The following is a 17,571-nucleotide window of genomic DNA, read 5'->3' as shown; positions in this document are numbered from 1 at the left end:
GCCCGGCTCTCAGTCGAAGCGGACCGCGAGCAGGACCACGTCCTCCTCGCTGTCGGCGGTGTCCAGGCCGTCCGGCAGGACCGTGCGCAGCACGTGCTCGGCGACGGCGTCGGGATCGTGTCGCACCGCGCGGGGGAGGCCCGCGGCGGCGGCGTGCAGCCGGGCGAAGGCGCGGTCCATCGGGTCGCCGGTACGGTGCAGCAGCCCGTCGGTGTAGAGCAGAACCGTCTCTCCGGCCTCCGCCTGGATCTCCACGCTCGGCGCCTCCCAGCAGGCGAGCATGCCGAGCGGGGCGGAGACGGAGGTCTCGGCGAACTCGGTGCGCCGCTCGCCGACCAGCAGCGGCGGACTGTGCCCGGCACCGGCCAGGGTGACCTTGCGCAGGGCGGGCTCGCAGTAGGCGAACAGGGCGGTGGCCGAGCGGGCGGGCTCGGTCAGCCGCAGCAGCAGCTCCAGGTCGGACAGGACGGCGACCGGGTCCTCGCCCTCCATCACGGCGTACGCGCGCAGGGAGGCGCGCAGCCGGCCCATGGCGGCCACCGCGCTGGGCCCGGAGCCGGTGACCGAGCCGACGGACAGGCCCAGGGCGGCGTCCGGCAGCGGCAGGGCGTCGTACCAGTCGCCGCCGCCGCGCGGGCCGGTGCGGTGCCGGGCGGCGAGCTGCACGCCGGGCACCCGGGGGAGCCGGGTGGGCAGCAGTTCCTCGGCGAGGGTCGCCATCCGCGCGCGCGTGCGCTCCACCTCCAGCAGCCGGGCCAGGTGCTCGCCCGCGTGCCGGACGTACAGCCCGGCGAGGTGCCGGCGGCGCGCGTGCGGCTCGGCCGGCTCGTCGTAGAGCCAGACGACCGCGCCGAGGCGGCCGGCGGACTCGGTGGTGAGCGGCAGGGCGTAGCTGGCGGCGTAGCCGAGGCGGGCGGCCACCTCGCGGTGGCGCGGGTCCAGGCCGTCCTCGGCGAACAGGTCGGGGTGGACCACCTCGGCGGTGCCGCGGGTGTCGTACGGCAGGGCGTGGCGCGGGACGGTCTCCAGGAGGCCGAGGTCGGCGCGGCCCAGGCCGAGGCCCAGGGTGGTGCGGGGACCGAGGCCGTCGGCGGGGTCCAGGACGACCACGCCGCGGCGGGCGCCGACCAGGGCGGCTCCGGCGCGCAGCAGCTGCTGCAGGGCGGGGTCGAGGGCGTGGGTCCGGGAGAGGCGCTCGGTGAGTTCGTGGAGGGTCGTCAGATCGGAGACCCAGCCGGCCAGCCGGTCCTGGAGGAGGGCGCCGGGGGCGGGTGCGTGGGGGGCGGGGACGGCGGCGGGGGAGGCGGGGGCAGTGTGTGCGGGCGGGGGGACCGTAGAATCGATTCCGGCCACTTTCGGAGGGTGCGGGGCGTTCATGGCGTCCGGCCTTCAGACCGGTGCGTATTGCTCAGAAGCATCGCAAACCCCCATGTCATTCTGCGCCGCTAGCAGTGTCTCCACATGTACACGCACTCGTGAGGGGATGTCCAGCATTGTCCTGCGGGGATTCCTGGTGTCCATGGGTGGCGGGAGGGTTTTTTCCGAACCCCTTGCCTTACTGCCAAGTTGGCTGAAAACTGCCTCAGGTATCGGTCCATTGCGGTCGACTGGCCTTGCTCCACGGAGCGTCACAGCGGTCGTGATGGGTACGTACTCGGAGAAGGCCAGGGGTGGTTGGGGACCACCCGGAACCTGGCGACGGACCCGGGCGTCATAGCCACCGACGACCGAGCCCCATCCTCCCGTGGCGGAGGCGGAGAGAAACACGCGCGACGCAAAACGCCAGACTTCGCCACCCCACGCCGCGGCCGTGCTTTTGATGGACGCACGACGGACGCGGACGCGGCCAACGTTCGACCCCGAGGGGTTCCCCATGCCGTGCGCAGGGGTGTGATGCGCCAACAGGTACGCACAGTGAAGAGATCGACACATGGTGTGATGTGACCCACGGTGTTGCCAGCGGTGCAACGGAAAGGAACGAGCGCTCATGCGCGAGATCCTCGGAAGGCGACGCAGGCTTCTGTCCAGGCGGAAGGGCGGGAAGCCTGAGCTGATCGGCGCGGCCCTGACCTTCGCGACGGAATGGCAGTGGCCGGTCCTCCCCGGTGTGGCGCCGGACCCGCAAGGCCGGGCCCGCTGCGCCTGCCCCGACCCCGAGTGCACGGTGCCCGGTGCGCACCCCTTCGACCCCGGCCTGCTCGCGGCCACCACCGACGCGCGCATGGTGCGCTGGTGGTGGACCAACCGGCCGGCCGCCCCCGTCATCCTGGCCACCGGGGGCACGGCACCCTGCGCGGTCAGCCTGCCGGCGCTCGCCGCCGCCCGCGCCCTCGCCCTGCTCGACCGGCGCGGCATGCGGCTCGGCCCGGTCATCGCCGCGCCGACCCGCTGGTCGCTGCTCGTGAAGCCGTACTCCCTGGAACAGCTCGGCGAACTGCTGTACGCCAAGGACTTCGTCCCCGGCTCCCTGCGCTTCCACGGTGAGGGCGGCTATGTCGCGCTGCCCCCGTCCGAGACCGGCCAGGGCGCCGTCCGCTGGGAGCGGGCCCCGCTGCCCGGCTCGGCCGCGCCCTGGGTGCCCGACGTGGAGGCCGTGGTGGACGCCGTGGTCGACGCCCTCACTCGTACGGGTGTGAGCGCGCCCGAGTTGTAGGGGTGTCGGCGCGGGCGGGGCGGCCGGGCCCCGCTCGCTCGTTATGTTCCGCACATGCTGCGACATTCCGGCGACCACCGTGCCCCCGGGCAGGACCCCCGACGGCTGCGACTGCTCACCCTCGGGGGCTTCGTGGCGGCCGCGGTCGCCCTGCCGTTGACCATGGCCTCCGCCGGGCAGGTGGGCGACGCCGGCCGGGCCGCCGTACCGCCTGCCTCCCGAGACGACACCGGGGCCCGCCCGGACCCCGCGCACCGCTCCCCCCACGCGCTCGACCCGGGGCTCGACACCGCCGCCCGGTGCGGCCCCCAACTCACCTCGCCCGACGGCATCGAGGCGCAGACCTGCGTGCTGGCGCAGGGCCAGGACACCTGGGCGCGCACCTACTACCGCAACGCCACCGGCGAGTCGCTGGACTCCGTGCTGAGCCTGATGGGCCCGGACGGCCGGAGCGTGCAGACGCACTGCGTCACCGGGGCCGACGACGAGCCCGGCACCTGCGAGACCCCGCGCCGGCGCGTGGTGGGCGATCCGGGCGGCTACACGGCCGTCACCGAGTTCGCCGATCGCGGCGCGGACGGGCCGCTGCTGCTCCGCTCGGGCAGCAACTCATAAGCCTTGCGGGGAAGTTGTCCACCCGCGGCGCCGGGCCCCGGACGCGGACATGGAAAGGCCCGGTTGCTGGCGACGGGGGATGCACCAGCAACCGGGCTACTGGAACGGTAACAAGAGATCGGCGGTTCGCAAATTCCGGGTTGGCTATTCGGACAGCGATGTGCCTGACGAAACCGGGAGTTGTGACAGGAGTCACCCGCTGCCCGGCCGGCCGGCGCGGCTGACCGGCCGGTCAGCCGCACCCCGGCGCGCGGGCCGTCAGCTGAGCGTGACCTGCCGGTTGGTCAGCCCGCCGCGCGCCCGGCGCTCCTCCGGGGTGAGCGGCTCCCGGACGGCGAGGGCCGCGGCGAGCCGCTCGGCGAACTCGGCGGCCGGCTTCTCCACGTCCTCGGCACCGACCCCGCTCGGCAGGTCCCAGACCGGCACGGTGAGGCCGTGAGCACGGAAGGAGCCGACGAGCCGGGTGCCCTCGCCGAGACGGGAGCGGCCCGCCGCGTGCAGCCGCGCGAGCGCGTCCAGAAGCTGCTCCTCCGGGTGCGGCATGACCCAGCGCAGGTGGTTCTTCTCCGGGGTCTCGCACCAGTAGGCCGCGTCCACGCCGGCCAGCTTCACGGTCGGGATGGCGGCGGCGTTGGCCCGCTCCAGGGAGGCGGCCACCTCCGGGGTGGCGTTCTCCGCGTCCGGCACCCAGAACTCGAACCCGCTGTGCACGACCGGCTCGAAGGCGCCCTCCGGGTCGAGCAGGTCCTGCAGCCGTGGGCCGTCGGCGGGGGCGCGGCGGGCCTGCACCGGGGTGCCGGGTTCCGCCTCCAGGGCGCGCAGCAGCGTGTCGGCCAGGTCGCGGCTGATGTCACCGGACGCCGTGTCGTTCTGCAGGCCGATCAGCACCGAGCCGTCGTCGCGGCGCAGCGCGGGCCAGGCCATCGGCAGCACCGTGGCCAGGGTGACCGACGGGACGCCCTCGGGCAGGCCCTCCCGCAGGGTCAGCCCGGCCGTCGCCGCCGGGACCAGCTCGCGCAGCGCCACCCAGTCGCACTCGCCGGGCAGTCCTTCGAACGGGCGCTGCACCAGCTCGGTCGCGGCGTGCGCGGCGGCCCGGCCGTGGCAGGCCTTGTACCGCCGGCCGCTGCCGCACGGGCAGGGTTCGCGGGCGCCGACGACCGGGACCTCCCCGTCGATCGGCTGCGGCTTGGCCTTCGTCTGGGGTCGCTTCTTGGCCATCGTGGGTGTCTCCCGGTTACGGCTCTTCTCGTACGTCGGGAGCCTAGCCGTTCGGGCCCTGGGGACTCCTGGTCCAACTCCACGAACGGCCGGTCGAACAAGGAGCTGGCCGAACAAGGAGCTGGCCGAACAGGGGGCTGGTGGGGCAAGGAGCTAGTCCAACCCCTCCAACACAGGGCGGGGCGCGTCCGACAGGGGCCGTGCCGGCAGCGCCGCCTGCGTGACGCGCGTAGCGAAAGCGTCGGGGAGGCAGTGGGCGTCGGGGTCATGGACGTCCTCGTGGACCACCACCCAGACCGTCACCTCGCCCTGGACGTCGTCCCGGACGCCCCAGTCGTCGGCGAGGGCCGTGATGATGTTCAGCCCCCGTCCGCCGTGCGCGGTCACCGAGGGGGTGGCCGGCGCCGGGCGGGTCGGGCCGCCGCCGTCCGTGACCTCCACGATGAGCCGCCCGCGCGGGTCGACCCGCCAGGCGGCGCGGACGTCCCCGTCCCCGGCCGGCGCGTCCCCGAGCGGTCGCCCGTGCTTGCACGCGTTGCTCAGAAGCTCCGAAAGGATCAGTACGGCGTCGTCGATGACCGATTCCGATACGCCACCGCTGCGCAACTGCGCCCGCATCCGGTGCCGCGCCTCCCCCACGCCCGCAGGGCCATGGGGTACGGCCATGCTCGACGACGTGGGCACCTCCTGTGCCACCACCAACGCCACCCCCGAGACCTCCTTCGCCCCACGCCACGGTGTGGATGCCCCCCTGGCCTGAACCGGAAACCGGCCAATCCACTTCCGGTGACGCATTCGATACGGCCTACCCGCACCGAATGCGCCGGTGCACTCCCCGTGACGAACTCCGCCCGACAGCAGCCGATATGGCGGGATCCGGGGGCCCCGGGCGGCGTCCGGACGGCTCAGCGGCCCAGTTGCCGCAGCACCGCGCGCGGGCGGTTGGTGATGATGGCGTCGACGCCCAGTCCGACGCACAGGTCGACGTCCTCGGGCTCGTTCACGGTCCACACGTGGACCTGGTGCCCGGCCCGCTTCAGCCGCTCGATGTAGCCGGGGTGGTTGCGCACGATGCGGATCGAGGGGCCCGCCACCTGCACGCCCGCAGGCAGCCGCCCGTCGCGCAGCCGGGGCGAGACGAACTGCATCAGGTAGACCGTCGGCAGCGTCGGCGCCACGGCCCGCACGCGGTGCAGCGAGCGCGCCGAGAAGCTCATGATCCGCACCTGCGACCCGGCGGCGGAGGCCGGCGCGTCCAGGCCGAACCGCTCCAGCAGCGCGATCAGCCGCTCCTCGACCTGGCCCGCCCAGCGCGTGGGGTGCTTGGTCTCGATGGCCAGTTCCACCCGCCGCCCGGCGTCCGCGACCAACTCCAGCAGCCGCTCCAGGGTGAGGACGGAGGTCTCCTCGCGGTCCTCGGGCCGGTGCTCCCAGTCGGGCTCCTCGTCCCGCCCGCGCCAGGCCTCGCGCGTCTTCCAGGAGCCGAAGTCGAGGGCGGCCAGATCGGCCAGCTCCAGCGCGGAGACGGCGCCGCGGCCGTTGGAGGTACGGTTCACCCGCCGGTCGTGGACGCAGACCAGGTGTCCGTCCGCGGTCAGCCGTACGTCGCACTCCAGGGCGTCCGCGCCGTCCTCGATCGCCTTGCGGTAGGCGGCGAGGGTGTGCTCGGGGGCGTCCTCGGAGGCGCCCCGGTGGGCGACCACCTGGATGGTGTGCTGTCGTGCGTGGGTCACCGCGTCATGGTGCCACCGTCGCCGTGCGTACGTCGCGGCGCGGGCCGGTCCTCCGTAAGGACGATCCCTGAGGCGCTCGTTTATAAAACTTTCGCGCGGAAGATCCTATATGAACATATATAAAGGGGAGCGGTGGACCCACAGCCACCGCTTATGGTGCTCTGACGGCCCGTGGGAAAAGCTGACTGCAGAGCAGTGCGACCCGTACGACCGATGACAACAGGCGTGGACCGAGGAGAAGACCTGTGAGCACCGAGAACGAGGGCAACGCGGTACCCCCGGCGCCGTCCGCACCTCCCGTGCCGATGGCCTCTCCCGCCGCCGCCCCGCAGCACCAGGAGCCGTCGGGGAGCGCGCCGACGGCGCCCCTGCCTCCCGTACCCCCGGAGGCCCCCACGGCCTCCGTGTCCCACCCGGGCCCGGCGCACCAGCCCGGCCCGGCCCCCGACGGCTCCTGGCCCCCGCCGCCGGCCACCCCGGCCTACGGTGACGGTGGCGCTCAGGGTGTTCACGGTCCGGGCATGGGCGGCCCGGGTGCCGGTGGTCCGGGCGCCGGCTGGGGCGCCTCGTACCAGCAGCCCGCCCCCAAGCCGCGCAGCGGACGCGGCGGGCTGGTGGCGGCGGTCCTGGTGGCCGCGCTGGTCGCGGGCGGCCTGGGCGGCGGCCTCGGCTACACCCTGGCCAAAGACCGGGACGACCGCGGCTCCACCACCGTCTCCGCCGACAGCAGCGCCACCCAGGTCAAGCGCGCGCCGGGGACGATCGCGGGCGTGGCCGCGAGGGCGCTGCCCAGCACGGTCACCATCGAGGCGGAGAGCAACAACGGCGAGGGCGGCACGGGCACCGGCTTCGTCTTCGACACCCAGGGCCACATCGTCACCAACAACCACGTGGTGGCGGACGCCGTGGACGGCGGCAAGCTGACGGCCACCTTCCCGGACGGCAAGAAGTACGACGCCGAGATCGTCGGCCACGCGCAGGGCTACGACGTGGCGGTCATCAAGCTCAAGAACGCCCCCTCCGACCTCAAGCCGCTCGCCCTCGGCGACTCCGACAAGGTGGCCGTCGGCGACGAGACGATCGCCATCGGCGCCCCCTTCGGGCTGTCCAACACGGTGACCACCGGCATCATCAGCGCCAAGAACCGCCCGGTGGCCTCCAGCGACGGCAGCTCCAGCAGCAAGGCGTCGTACATGAGCGCGTTGCAGACCGACGCGTCGATCAACCCGGGCAACTCCGGCGGCCCGCTGCTGGACGCCTCCGGCGCGGTCATCGGCATCAACTCCGCGATCCAGTCCACCGGCAGCGGTGGCTTCGGCTCCGGCCAGTCCGGCTCGATCGGCCTGGGCTTCGCGATCCCGATCAACCAGGCCAAGTACGTCGCCCAGCAGCTGATCAAGACCGGCAAGCCGGTGTACGCCAAGATCGGCGCCTCGGTCTCCCTGGAGGACTCCGGTGACGGCGCCCAGATCACCGACCAGGGCACGGGCGGCTCCGCCGCGGTCGAGTCGGGCGGCCCGGCGGACAAGGCCGGCCTCAAGCCCGGCGACGTCATCACCAAGCTCGACGACCACGTGATCGACAGCGGCCCGACCCTGATCGGCGAGATCTGGACCCACAAGCCGGGCGACAAGGTCACGGTCACCTACAAGCGGGGCGGCCAGGAGCACACGGTGCAACTGACCCTGGGCGCCCGCGAAGGCGACAGCTGACCACCGCCCCGCGATCGGCCGGCGGCCCGGTAATCTGTACCCGCGCCGCCGGTCTCCGACGGCGCGGGGAGGCGTGCCCGAGCGGCCGAAGGGAACGGTCTTGAAAACCGTCGTGGCAGCGATGTCACCGTGGGTTCAAATCCCACCGCCTCCGCGCAGGTCATAGATACGCAGTTCAGAAGGGGCGCCCCGGTGAGGGGCGCCCCTTCTGCATGGTGTTCCAGCCGATCGTCCGGCCGCCGTTCAAGAAGCGACCGCTGCGTCCACTGATTCCCGGATCTCCAGGACCGTGTCCACTCCGGTGATGTCGAAGAGGCGCCGGAGATGCGGGGGTGGCGCGACCACGCGGAGGGTGCCTGTCTGGTGGGTGAGGATCAGCAGGTTGAGGAACGTGGAGTCCGCGAAGACGACGCCGGAGGCGTCCAGGATCACCTTGGGATGGTTCCGGGCGGCGGCCTCCAGCGCGTCCGCCAGAGGCGCGGTCGAGTGCATGTCGTAGGAGCCGTGGGCGGCGACGACCCAGGCGTCGGGCCGCTCGTACTCGATCACCGCCGCCTCCGGGGCGTGCCCGCTGCCCTGGTCCGGCCGTTGTTCCGCGTCGGCGTTTCGCATGAGCCTTGGCATGACGGCTTCGTCCCAGGACACCTTCAGGCTCCTTCCATGGCTCTTCATCGCGGGAGGCGGTGGTGGTCGGTCAGGGAATACACGAAAAGTATGTCATGTATCTGGGTTCGGGCAACGCTGTCCCCTAAAATGCTTCACATGGTTGGAGTGCCCGAAGCTCACACTGGATGGACGTTCATCACCAACCACGCGCGCGTCCTGGCAGCCATCGCCGACAATCCGAACATCCGGATCCGCGACATCGCCGCCCACTGCCGTCTCACGGAGCGCGCCGTGCAGCGGATCATCGGCGATCTCGAGCAGGACGGGTACCTCTCCCACACCCGGGACGGGCGTACGAACACCTACCGCATCGAGCCGGACAAGGTGCTGCGCCATCCCGCCGAGGCCGGCCTTTCCGTGGCCGCGCTGCTGTCCCTGCTCGTGCAGGACGAGACCGAGCGCGTCAAGAACCCGGTCGCCCCGTAGCCCCGCCCCGGGGCGTCAGGGACGGCGGCCCGTCATGCGGGCCGCCGAGGCGATCGTCGCCCGGGCCTCGCGCTCGGTCAGACCGGTGTGCAGGGCCGCCTCGGTGAGGGGCGCCACCAGGGCGGGGCCGATGCCGTTCTCGTAGGCGCGGCAGGCCGCCCAGAACAGACGGGTGTTGCGCTGGCCCTCGTGCGCGGTCAGGACGAAGTGCACCAGGCCGCGGCCGTGGTCGCCGTGGACGGGCGGTGCCGGCTGGTGGGGGCGCGGCGGGGGCAGCAGCAGGCGGAGCAGGGACGGCGGGCAGGCGGCCGGGGCGAGGTGGGCGGTGCCCGGCGCGGTGGTGTAGACACCGTGGTCGGTGCGGGAGCCGGGACCGACCAGGTAGCCGCCCGCGCCCCGGATGTCGATGCCGGGGGCGAGCCGGCCGGCCGAGTTCGGTACGACGGTGTCCGGCGGGCCGGTCAGCCACAGGTGCCGGCCGCCGCTCGGGGTGAGGACGACGACCGTCTCCGGGATCGTGAACAGGTGACGCAGGGCCAGCTCGCGCAGGGCGGCCGAGGAGTCGCCGGCCTTGGTGTCCAGGTCGACGCCGATCAGATGGTACGGGGGGAGCCCGCAGGCGATGCCGTAGCCGGTGGCCCAGGGCGCGGCGGCGAACAGCTCGCGGATGCGGACGGGGTCGGTGGAGGCGTCGTACACACCGTGGCCGTGGCGTCCGCACTCGCCGTGGCAGGGGTGCCCCGGGGCGGGGTCGTCCCGGTGCGGGGAGCGCAGGGCGGGGAGCTTCGTCCGGGACAGGGGGATGACGGCGAGGCCGCGCTCGGCGGCCGACAGGGCGTGTGCGAGGGCCAGTGTCGCGGTCTGCCGGTCGGTGGTGGCCATGGCTCTATGTTCGTACGTACGTTCGAAAAAAGGAAGGGTGGGGCGCTGGTCCGAGGTCGACGGTCGGGGAGTGCGGCGGAACGATTCGCCTCTTGTGCGGCTTGCGCAGGCGACATCCGTATCGGTCCGTTCTCATGGCGAAAACGACCAAAAGTGGGGATGAGGGTTTATCGACTTGTCATCACACTTGCGTGCGAATCACCGTTTCTGCAACGGTTCGCCGGGGGTCCGGTGGGCAACTCTGGAGGCGCGACGTCGTGCACGGCCAGTCGAGGCGGTCGGCCAACCGCCTTGACGCGAACCACAGTTCATCCACCATCGGCCCAAGGGCCGCTGAATGCCTGGTTCTGGAGGAACAACATGGCAAGCATCCGTACCGCCCGCGTTCTCGCCGCCGTCTCCGCTCTCCCCCTCGCAGCCGCGCTCCTCGCCGGTGTCGCGGCGGCGGACAACGGTGCCATCGCGGGCAGCGGATCGAACGCGGGCGTGGCAGCCGTCCTCGGCAGCGGGGTCGGTCACAACAACAGCGGCAACTCGTCCACGACCAATCAGAACGCGGCCGGCTCCGGTGCCTCGAACCAGAGCAACACCGCCCAGGTCGACGGCTCCGCGTTCACGGCCGTCCAGCAGGGCAACGACAACGTCCACATCGGCTTCGTGAACCTCTGGTGAGCCTCGGGCGGGGGCCCTCGTGACGAGGATCCCCGCGGGGTGTGCTTCAGGGTCGCAAGTCGTCCGCGCGGCGGTGCCTCGGCGCCGCCGCGTCGGCGTGTGCGAGCACGTCCGCACGCGGGAAATCTTGACACCGCAGCGAACCTGACGGACAGTCAGAAACGGTTTGCCGAGTCTCCGGAGTCAGGCGGTGGCGGTGCGCGAGGAACAGGACGGCGACGAACTGGGCGCGCGTCTCAAGGAGTTCGAGGGCCGTCCGGCCGCCGTCGCGGGCGTCGGCAAGGACCCGGTGAACGCGCCGATGATCCGGCACTGGTGCGAGGCCCTGGGCGACACCAACCCCGCCTACACCGGCCCCGACGCCATCGCCCCGCCCACCATGCTCCAGGCCTGGACGATGGGCGGCCTGAGCGGACACCAGGGCCGCACCGGGGCGTACGACGAACTCCTCGGCCTGCTGGACGCGGCGGGCTGCACCGCCGTGGTGGCCACCGACTGCGAACAGGAGTACCTGCGGCCCCTGCGGCCGGGCGACGAGGTCGCGTTCGACACGGTCATCGAGGAGGTTTCCGGCCGCAAGACGACCCGGCTCGGCACGGGCTACTTCGTCACCACACGGATGGACGTCCGGGCGGACGGCGTACCGGTCGCCACCCACCGCTTCCGCATCCTCAAGTACGCCCCCGCGCCCCCCGCCCCGCGCGCGCGACGCCCCCGCCCGGTGGTCAACCGGGACAACGCCGGCTTCTGGCAGGGCGTGGCCGAGCACCGGCTCCTCATCCAGCGCTGCACGGCCTGCGGCACCCCGCGCCACCCCTGGCTGCCCGGCTGCAACGCCTGCGGCGGCCCGGACTGGGACACGGTGGAGGCGAGCGGCGAGGGCACGGTCCACTCGTACGTGGTGCTGCACCACCCGCCCTTCCCGGCCTTCGACCCGCCGTACGCGGTCGGCCTGATCGAGCTGGCCGAAGGGGTGCGGATGGTGAGCAACGTGGTGGGAGTGCCGTACGACAAGGTGCGCATCGGGCTGCCGGTGCGGCTGGAGTTCCAGCGGTGCGACGAGGAGCTGACGGTACCGGTGTTCCGGGTGGTGGGGCCGTGAGGGCCGGGGACCGGCTGCCGCCGCTGGAGATCCCGGTGACCCGCACCCTGATCATCGCGGGCGCCCTCGCCTCCCGGGACTACCAGGACGTCCACCACGACCCGGAACTGGCCCGGCAGAAGGGCGCACCGGACGTCTTCATGAACATCCTGACCACGAACGGCCTGGTCGGCCGGTACGTCACCGACCACTTCGGCCCCGCGGCCGTGCTCCGGAGGGTCGCCATCAGGCTGGGCGCGCCCAACCACCCCGGCGACACGATGGTGCTGACCGGCAGCGTCGAGGAGGTCGACGGGGACACGGCCGTCGTCCGGGTCGTCGGCGCCAACGGCCTCGGCACCCATGTGACGGGCACGGTGACGCTCACCCTCCCGGCGGCCGGATCATGAGCCTGCGCCGACGCGACACCCTCGGCGGCCGCGCGGCGATCGCCGGCATCGGCGCCACCGAGTTCTCCAAGGACTCCGGCCGCAGCGAGCTGCGCCTGGCGGTGGAGGCGGTGGGGGCCGCACTCGACGACGCCGGGCTCACCCCGGCGGACGTGGACGGGCTGGTGACCTTCACCATGGACACCAGCCCGGAGATCACCGTCGCCCAGGCCTGCGGGATGGGCGAGCTGTCCTTCTTCTCCCGGGTGCACTACGGCGGCGGGGCGGCCTGCGCCACCGTCCAGCAGGCGGCGCTCGCGGTGGCGACGGGCGTGGCGGAGGTCGTGGTCTGCTACCGCGCCTTCAACGAGCGCTCGGGCCGCAGGTTCGGCGCGGGCGTGCAGCACCGGGAGCCGACGGCGGAGGGGGCGGCGCTCGGCTGGGTGCTGCCGTTCGGGCTGCTCACCCCGGCCTCCTGGGTGGCGATGGCCGCCCAGCGGTACCTGCACGTGCACGGCCTGACGCCGGAGGCGTTCGGACACGTGGCCGTGGTGGGCCGGGCCTACGCGGCGACCAACCCCGCCGCCTGGTTCCACGGCCGCCCGATCACGCTCGCCGACCACGCCGCCTCCCGCTGGATCGCCGAGCCGCTGCGGCTGCTGGACTGCTGCCAGGAGACCGACGGCGGCCAGGCCGTCGTCGTCACCTCGCTGGAGCGGGCCCGGGACCTGCCCCGCCCGCCCGCCGTGATCGCGGCGGCGGCCCAGGGTGCGGGCCGGGCGCAGGAGCAGATGACCGGCTTCTACCGGGACGACCTGACCGGCCTGCCCGAGATGGGCGCGGTGGCCCGCCAGCTGTGGCGCACCAGCGGACTCGGCCCGGCCGACCTCGACGTGGGCATCCTGTACGACCACTTCACCCCGTTCGTGCTGATGCAGCTGGAGGAGTTCGGCTTCTGCGGCCGGGGCGAGGCGGCGGACTTCGTGGCCGAGCGCCGGCTGCCGCTGAACACCCACGGGGGGCAGCTCGGGGAGGCGTACCTGCACGGCATGAACGGCATCGCCGAGGCGGTACGGCAGCTGCGGGGCACGGCCGTGAACCAGGTCCCGGGGGCGGCCCGCACCCTGGTGACGGCGGGGACCGGGGTGCCGACATCGGGCCTGGTCCTGACGGTGGACGGCTGACCTCCTCGGGGTCGTACCCGCAGACGGTACGGCCCCGCAGTCCACCTTCAGGAGGTGCAGGCAGCCCCACCCCTACAACCTGAGGGGGACGCGCCTTCGGGACCTGCGGGTGATCCGCCGGAGGGGGCCCCGCTCCTAGCGTGGAGCCATGACCACACCCGTCTGCACCAGCGCCTCGGCCGCCGCCGCTCCCGCGCGGCAGACCTACCCGTCGTTCGCGTCGTACGTGCGCGCCCGCCAGCCGGTCCTGCTGCGCACCGCCCGCTCGCTGACCGCGAACCCGAGCGACGCCGAGGACCTGCTGCAGACCGCGCTCGCCAAGACCTATGTGGCCTGGGAGCGGATCGAGGACCAGCGGGCGCTCGACGGCTATGTGCGCCGGGCGCTGCTGAACACCCGCACCTCGCAGTGGCGCAAGCGCAGAGTGGACGAGTTCGCCTGCGAGGAGCTGCCCGAGCCGGAGCCCGTGCCCGGCGGCGACGACCCGGCCGAGCGGCAGGCGCTGCACGACGCCATGTGGCGGGCGGTCCTGCGGCTGCCGGCACGGCAGGGGGCGATGGTCGTCCTGCGGTACTACGAGGATCTCAGCGAGGCCCAGACCGCCGAGGTGCTCGGCGTGTCGGTGGGCACGGTGAAGTCGGCGGTCTCCCGCGCGCTGGGCAAGCTGCGCGAGGACCCGGAGCTGGTACTGGTCCGCTAGCCGCGGCAACGGTCCCCGAGGATGAGTGTTCCCGCTCAGTGACACACCCCCTAGTGACATACCGCCTGGTATGTGCGCAGAATCAGCGCACCGCCCTACCGCCGTGTAGGGCCACCGCGTAGGCAATGTCGCCCGGGAGGACCACCGTGCTGGCCACCATGCAGGACGTACCGCTGCTGATCTCCAGGATCCTGACCCACGGGTCGACGGTCCACGGCTCCTCACGGGTGACCACCTGGACCGGGGAACCGGAACCGCACCGGCGCACCTTCGCCGAGGTCGGCACCCGCGCCGCGCAGCTGGCGCACGCCCTGCGGGACGAGCTGGGGGTGACCGGCGACGACCGGGTGGCCACGCTCATGTGGAACAACGCCGAGCACGTCGAGGCGTACTTCGCGGTCCCCTCCATGGGCGCCGTCCTGCACACGCTGAACCTGCGGCTGCCCGCCGAGCAGCTGGTGTGGATCGTCAACCACGCCGCCGACCGGGTCGTCCTCGTCAACGGCTCCCTCATCCCGCTGCTCGCCCCGCTGCTGCCGAAGCTGCCCACGGTCGAGCACATCGTCGTCTCCGGGCCCGGCGACCGCGCCCCGCTGGCGGGCGGCACCGCCCGGGTGCACGAGTACGAGGACCTGATCGCGGACCGGCCCACCGCCTACGACTGGCCGGAGCTGGACGAACGCCAGGCCGCCGCCATGTGCTACACCTCCGGCACGACCGGCGACCCCAAGGGTGTGGTCTACAGCCACCGTTCGATCTACCTGCACTCCCTCCAGGTCAACATGGCCCAGTCGATGGGCCTGACCGACCAGGACACCTCGCTCGTCGTCGTCCCGCAGTTCCACGTCAACGCCTGGGGGCTGCCGCACGCCACCTTCATGACCGGCGTCAACATGCTGATGCCGGACCGGTTCCTGCAGCCGGCCCCGCTCGCCGGGATGATCGAGCACGAGCGGCCCACCCACGCGGCGGCCGTCCCGACCATCTGGCAGGGCCTGCTCGGCGAGCTGCAGACCAGGCCGCGGGACGTCTCCTCGCTCACCCAGGTCACCATCGGCGGCTCGGCCTGCCCGCCCTCCCTGATGGAGGCGTTCGACCGGTTCGGCATGCGCGTCTGCCACGCCTGGGGCATGACGGAGACCTCCCCCCTGGGCACGGTGGCCCGGCCGCCGGCCCACGCCGTCGGCACCGACGAGGAGTTCGGCTACCGGCTCACCCAGGGCCGCTTCCCGGCGAGCGTCGAGGCCCGCCTCACCGGCCCCGGCGGCGAACGCCTGCCCTGGGACGGCGAGTCGGCGGGCGAGCTGGAGGTGCGCGGGCCGTGGATCGCGGGCGCGTACTACAACGGCCCCGACGCCCCGCCCCTGCGCCCCGCGGACAAGTTCAGCGCGGACGGCTGGCTGAAGACCGGTGACGTCGGCACCATCTCCCCCGACGGCTTCCTCACCCTCACCGACCGGGCCAAGGACGTCATCAAGTCCGGCGGCGAGTGGATCTCCTCGGTCGAGCTGGAGAACGCGCTGATGTCCCACCCGGACGTCGCCGAGGCCGCCGTGGTCGCCGTACCGGACGAGAGGTGGGGCGAGCGGCCGCTGGCCACGGTGGTCCTCCGTCCGGGCGCGACCACCGACTTCGCGACCCTGCGCACCTTCCTCGCCGACGAGGGCGGCATCGCCAGGTGGCAGCTCCCCGAACGCTGGACGACCATCGACTCGGTCCCGAAGACCAGCGTCGGCAAGTTCGACAAGAAGGTCCTCCGCAGCCGGTACGCGGAGGGCGCCCTGGACATCACCCACCTCTGAGGGGGCTCCGCCGGGGCGGGGGCCGGTGGTGGGGGCCGGCGGCCTGGTCACCGCCGGGCCGCCGGGGGCTGGATCAGCCACCCCCGGCCCGCCGCCGACGGGGGCCGGGGGTGGCCGGTGGCCGCCGAGTGAGGTGGCGGCGGGCGCGTGCCGCCGACGCGGGCCCCGTGTGGCGTCGGGCTGATCGCCGCGGGCCCCGTGTGGCGTCGGGCTGATCGCCGCGGGCTGCCGGCGCCGGTCCGGCATGGTGTCGGTACCGTCCACCGTCCACCGTCCGCGGTCCGCGGTCCGCGGTCCGATGCCGGCGCCGGTCCGCCGCGGTGCGTTGGTGCGGCCGCCCGCGTGGCGTCCGCGTGGCGCCCGCGTTGGCCGCCGCGTACTGCCAGTGGCGACCCCCCGTGCCGCCTCGCTGCCGCTGTCGCGTGGCGTTCGTATCGGCTGCCGGTTCGCTGTCGGTACCGGCCGTGGCAGGCGTCGGTGTCGCCGACGACGCGCTGTCAGCGCCGCCTGCCGCGCCCCGCCGGGGCGCAGGCGTGGGCCCGCCGCACCGTGCAGGTGTCGGCCACCGCACCCCGCCCCGCGTCAGCGTCGGCGGCCCCCCGTCGTCGTGGTCCAGCCCAGTACCAGCCACACGGCCGCCACCGCGCACACCCCGGGCCAGCCCCAGTGGCCGTAGGCGGGGCCCGCGGCGGCCGAGGCGAGGGCGCCGCCGGCGAAGCCCGAGACGACGTAGGCCGTGTTGGCGGTGGCCGGGGTGGACGTCGTCGTCAGGGCCAGGGTCTGGTTGGCGACATGGGAGCCCACCAGGGCCGCGTGGATCGCGATCGCGGCGGCGAACAGCGCCGGCAGTACCTGCCCGCCGAGCCAGAACAGCGGTACGGCGACAGCGGCCAGCACATACGCGGCGCCGACGACCCGCCCCGCGCCGAACCGGTCCACCAGCCCGCCCGCAAGCGGCGCCACCGCGCTGGCGGTCAGCCCGAACAGGCCGAAGAGCCCGGCGGTCGCGGTGGACAGCCCGTACCCCGGTCCCGTCAGCAGCAGCGCCAGCGAGGTCCACAGGGCGCTCCACGCCCCGAACATCCCCGCCTGCCGCAGGCACGCCCGTCGCAGGTCGGGCGAGCGCCGCAGCAGCCCCGGCAGCTCGGCGACGCCGGAGAACAGCCCGCCCCGCCGTACCCGCCGCTCGACCGGCAGGGCCAGCGCGGTGGCCAGCCCCAGGACCAGGGTCAGTACGGCCGACCCGGCGAACACCCAGCGCCAGCCGAAGGCCTGCCCGGCCAGCCCGCCGAGGACACGGGCCGCGACGATTCCGGTGAACAGCCCCGCGATGACGGCCGCGACATGCCGGGCGCGCCGGTCGGCCGGGGCGCGCGCGGCCACCAGCGGTACGAGCAGCTGCGGTACGACCGTCGCCGCGGAGGCGACGAACACGGCGGCGGCCAGGGCCCCGGTGCCCGGGGCGACGGCCGCGACGAGCAGCGCCGCCGTGGTGGCGACCGAGAGCCAGCCGACCAGCGGCCGGCGGTCGACACGGTCGCCGAGCGGGGCGAAGAAGAGCAGACCGGCCGCGTAGCCGAACTGGGCCACCGAGGCGATCCAGGCGACGGCCGCGGGGACGGTGCCGAAGTCGTGCGCGATCAGCGGCAGCAGCGGGGCCGCGAGGTAGATGTTGGCGGCCGTGACGGCGGTGCAGACGGCGATCAGGAGAAGGAAGAGGGTGCCGGAGGAGGACTCCTCGCGGCCGGGTATCCGGACCCCGGGTGCCCGGCGGGCGCTGGTGGCTGACGGCATGAGGGGACGCACTCCTTAGAGCCGACTCGCACAACTAACTG

Annotated in this window: 17 protein-coding genes and 1 tRNA gene; 11 read left to right on the top strand and 7 right to left on the bottom strand. The window is 73.5% G+C overall.

What is annotated here, in order from left to right; translation table 11 throughout:
- Positions 1-9 precede the first annotated feature (9 nt).
- Positions 10-1,377: a PP2C family protein-serine/threonine phosphatase gene (locus ACZ3ZD_RS33040; protein ID WP_467405632.1), complete on the bottom strand. Its 1,368-nt coding sequence runs from the start codon at positions 1,375-1,377 to the stop codon at positions 10-12.
- A gap of 610 nt (positions 1,378-1,987) precedes the next feature.
- Here ACZ3ZD_RS33040 and ACZ3ZD_RS33035 point away from each other — a divergent pair.
- Positions 1,988-2,653 (top strand): bifunctional DNA primase/polymerase, encoded by a 666-nt coding sequence (locus ACZ3ZD_RS33035; protein WP_467405629.1) that lies wholly within the window; start codon positions 1,988-1,990, stop codon positions 2,651-2,653.
- Positions 2,654-2,707: 54 nt separating this feature from the next.
- Positions 2,708-3,268: a hypothetical protein gene (locus tag ACZ3ZD_RS33030; protein ID WP_467405626.1), complete on the top strand. Its 561-nt coding sequence runs from the start codon at positions 2,708-2,710 to the stop codon at positions 3,266-3,268.
- 258 nt (positions 3,269-3,526) lie between these two features.
- Here the strand turns inward: ACZ3ZD_RS33030 and ACZ3ZD_RS33025 are convergent, their stop codons facing one another.
- The 3 genes from ACZ3ZD_RS33025 to ACZ3ZD_RS33015 form a co-directional block, all read right to left on the bottom strand.
- A complete protein-coding gene (locus tag ACZ3ZD_RS33025) occupies positions 3,527-4,489 on the bottom strand; it encodes a DUF5926 family protein (protein ID WP_467405624.1) in 963 nt (320 codons plus the stop codon).
- 153 nt (positions 4,490-4,642) lie between these two features.
- Positions 4,643-5,197: an ATP-binding protein gene (locus ACZ3ZD_RS33020; RefSeq protein ID WP_467405621.1), complete on the bottom strand. Its 555-nt coding sequence runs from the start codon at positions 5,195-5,197 to the stop codon at positions 4,643-4,645.
- Positions 5,198-5,394: 197 nt separating this feature from the next.
- Positions 5,395-6,222 carry a glycerophosphodiester phosphodiesterase gene (locus ACZ3ZD_RS33015; protein WP_467405618.1) on the bottom strand — a complete coding sequence of 276 codons (828 nt, stop codon included), beginning with the start codon at positions 6,220-6,222 and terminating at the stop codon, positions 5,395-5,397.
- Between the two features lie 245 nt (positions 6,223-6,467).
- On the opposite strand from ACZ3ZD_RS33015, the gene ACZ3ZD_RS33010 reads away from it, so the two are divergent.
- Together ACZ3ZD_RS33010 and ACZ3ZD_RS33005 are read left to right on the top strand one after the other, a co-directional pair.
- Positions 6,468-7,934 carry a S1C family serine protease gene (locus ACZ3ZD_RS33010; protein ID WP_467405615.1) on the top strand — a complete coding sequence of 489 codons (1,467 nt, stop codon included), beginning with the start codon at positions 6,468-6,470 and terminating at the stop codon, positions 7,932-7,934.
- Between the two features lie 67 nt (positions 7,935-8,001).
- Positions 8,002-8,088 (top strand) — tRNA-Ser (locus ACZ3ZD_RS33005).
- Between the two features lie 89 nt (positions 8,089-8,177).
- Here the strand turns inward: ACZ3ZD_RS33005 and ACZ3ZD_RS33000 are convergent.
- Positions 8,178-8,546 carry an STAS domain-containing protein gene (locus tag ACZ3ZD_RS33000; protein ID WP_467405612.1) on the bottom strand — a complete coding sequence of 123 codons (369 nt, stop codon included), beginning with the start codon at positions 8,544-8,546 and terminating at the stop codon, positions 8,178-8,180.
- 150 nt (positions 8,547-8,696) lie between these two features.
- On the opposite strand from ACZ3ZD_RS33000, the gene ACZ3ZD_RS32995 reads away from it, so the two are divergent.
- A complete protein-coding gene (locus ACZ3ZD_RS32995) occupies positions 8,697-9,026 on the top strand; it encodes a helix-turn-helix transcriptional regulator (protein WP_467405610.1) in 330 nt (109 codons plus the stop codon).
- A gap of 15 nt (positions 9,027-9,041) precedes the next feature.
- On the opposite strand, the gene ACZ3ZD_RS32990 is transcribed toward ACZ3ZD_RS32995, so the two are convergent.
- Entirely contained in the window at positions 9,042-9,908 is an 867-nt protein-coding gene (locus ACZ3ZD_RS32990) for a bifunctional DNA primase/polymerase (protein ID WP_467405607.1), read from the bottom strand.
- Positions 9,909-10,268: 360 nt separating this feature from the next.
- On the opposite strand from ACZ3ZD_RS32990, the gene ACZ3ZD_RS32985 reads away from it, so the two are divergent.
- The 6 genes from ACZ3ZD_RS32985 to ACZ3ZD_RS32960 all read left to right on the top strand — a co-directional run bounded on the left by ACZ3ZD_RS32985 (position 10,269) and on the right by ACZ3ZD_RS32960 (position 15,736).
- Positions 10,269-10,580, top strand: a complete 312-nt coding sequence (locus tag ACZ3ZD_RS32985; protein WP_467405604.1) for a hypothetical protein — start codon at positions 10,269-10,271, stop codon at positions 10,578-10,580.
- A 196-nt stretch (positions 10,581-10,776) separates the two neighbouring features.
- The gene (locus ACZ3ZD_RS32980; protein WP_467405601.1) at positions 10,777-11,682 is read left to right on the top strand and encodes a bifunctional MaoC family dehydratase N-terminal/OB-fold nucleic acid binding domain-containing protein; all 906 of its coding nucleotides are present in this window, start codon (positions 10,777-10,779) and stop codon (positions 11,680-11,682) included.
- Positions 11,679-12,071, top strand: coding sequence for a MaoC family dehydratase (locus tag ACZ3ZD_RS32975; RefSeq protein ID WP_467405599.1), 393 nt, complete (start codon positions 11,679-11,681; stop codon positions 12,069-12,071). Before ACZ3ZD_RS32980 ends, ACZ3ZD_RS32975 begins: the two co-directional genes overlap by 4 nt.
- Positions 12,068-13,234: a lipid-transfer protein gene (locus ACZ3ZD_RS32970; protein WP_467405596.1), complete on the top strand. Its 1,167-nt coding sequence runs from the start codon at positions 12,068-12,070 to the stop codon at positions 13,232-13,234. The genes ACZ3ZD_RS32975 and ACZ3ZD_RS32970 overlap by 4 nt, the downstream gene beginning before the upstream one ends.
- Before the next feature lie 148 nt (positions 13,235-13,382).
- Positions 13,383-13,934, top strand: coding sequence for a SigE family RNA polymerase sigma factor (locus ACZ3ZD_RS32965; protein ID WP_467405593.1), 552 nt, complete (start codon positions 13,383-13,385; stop codon positions 13,932-13,934).
- A gap of 125 nt (positions 13,935-14,059) precedes the next feature.
- The gene (locus tag ACZ3ZD_RS32960) at positions 14,060-15,736 is read left to right on the top strand and encodes a long-chain fatty acid--CoA ligase (protein ID WP_467405590.1); all 1,677 of its coding nucleotides are present in this window, start codon (positions 14,060-14,062) and stop codon (positions 15,734-15,736) included.
- 582 nt (positions 15,737-16,318) lie between these two features.
- Here ACZ3ZD_RS32960 and ACZ3ZD_RS32955 read toward each other — a convergent pair.
- On the bottom strand, positions 16,319-17,530 hold the full coding sequence (locus ACZ3ZD_RS32955; protein WP_467405588.1) for an MFS transporter: 1,212 nt from the start codon (positions 17,528-17,530) through the stop codon (positions 16,319-16,321).
- Positions 17,531-17,571: the final 41 nt, after the last annotated feature.

Source organism: Streptomyces sp. NPDC023481, from assembly GCF_055560195.1.
Note: the sequence above shows the minus strand (reverse complement) of the source record. Positions and strands in the feature narration are given on the sequence as shown.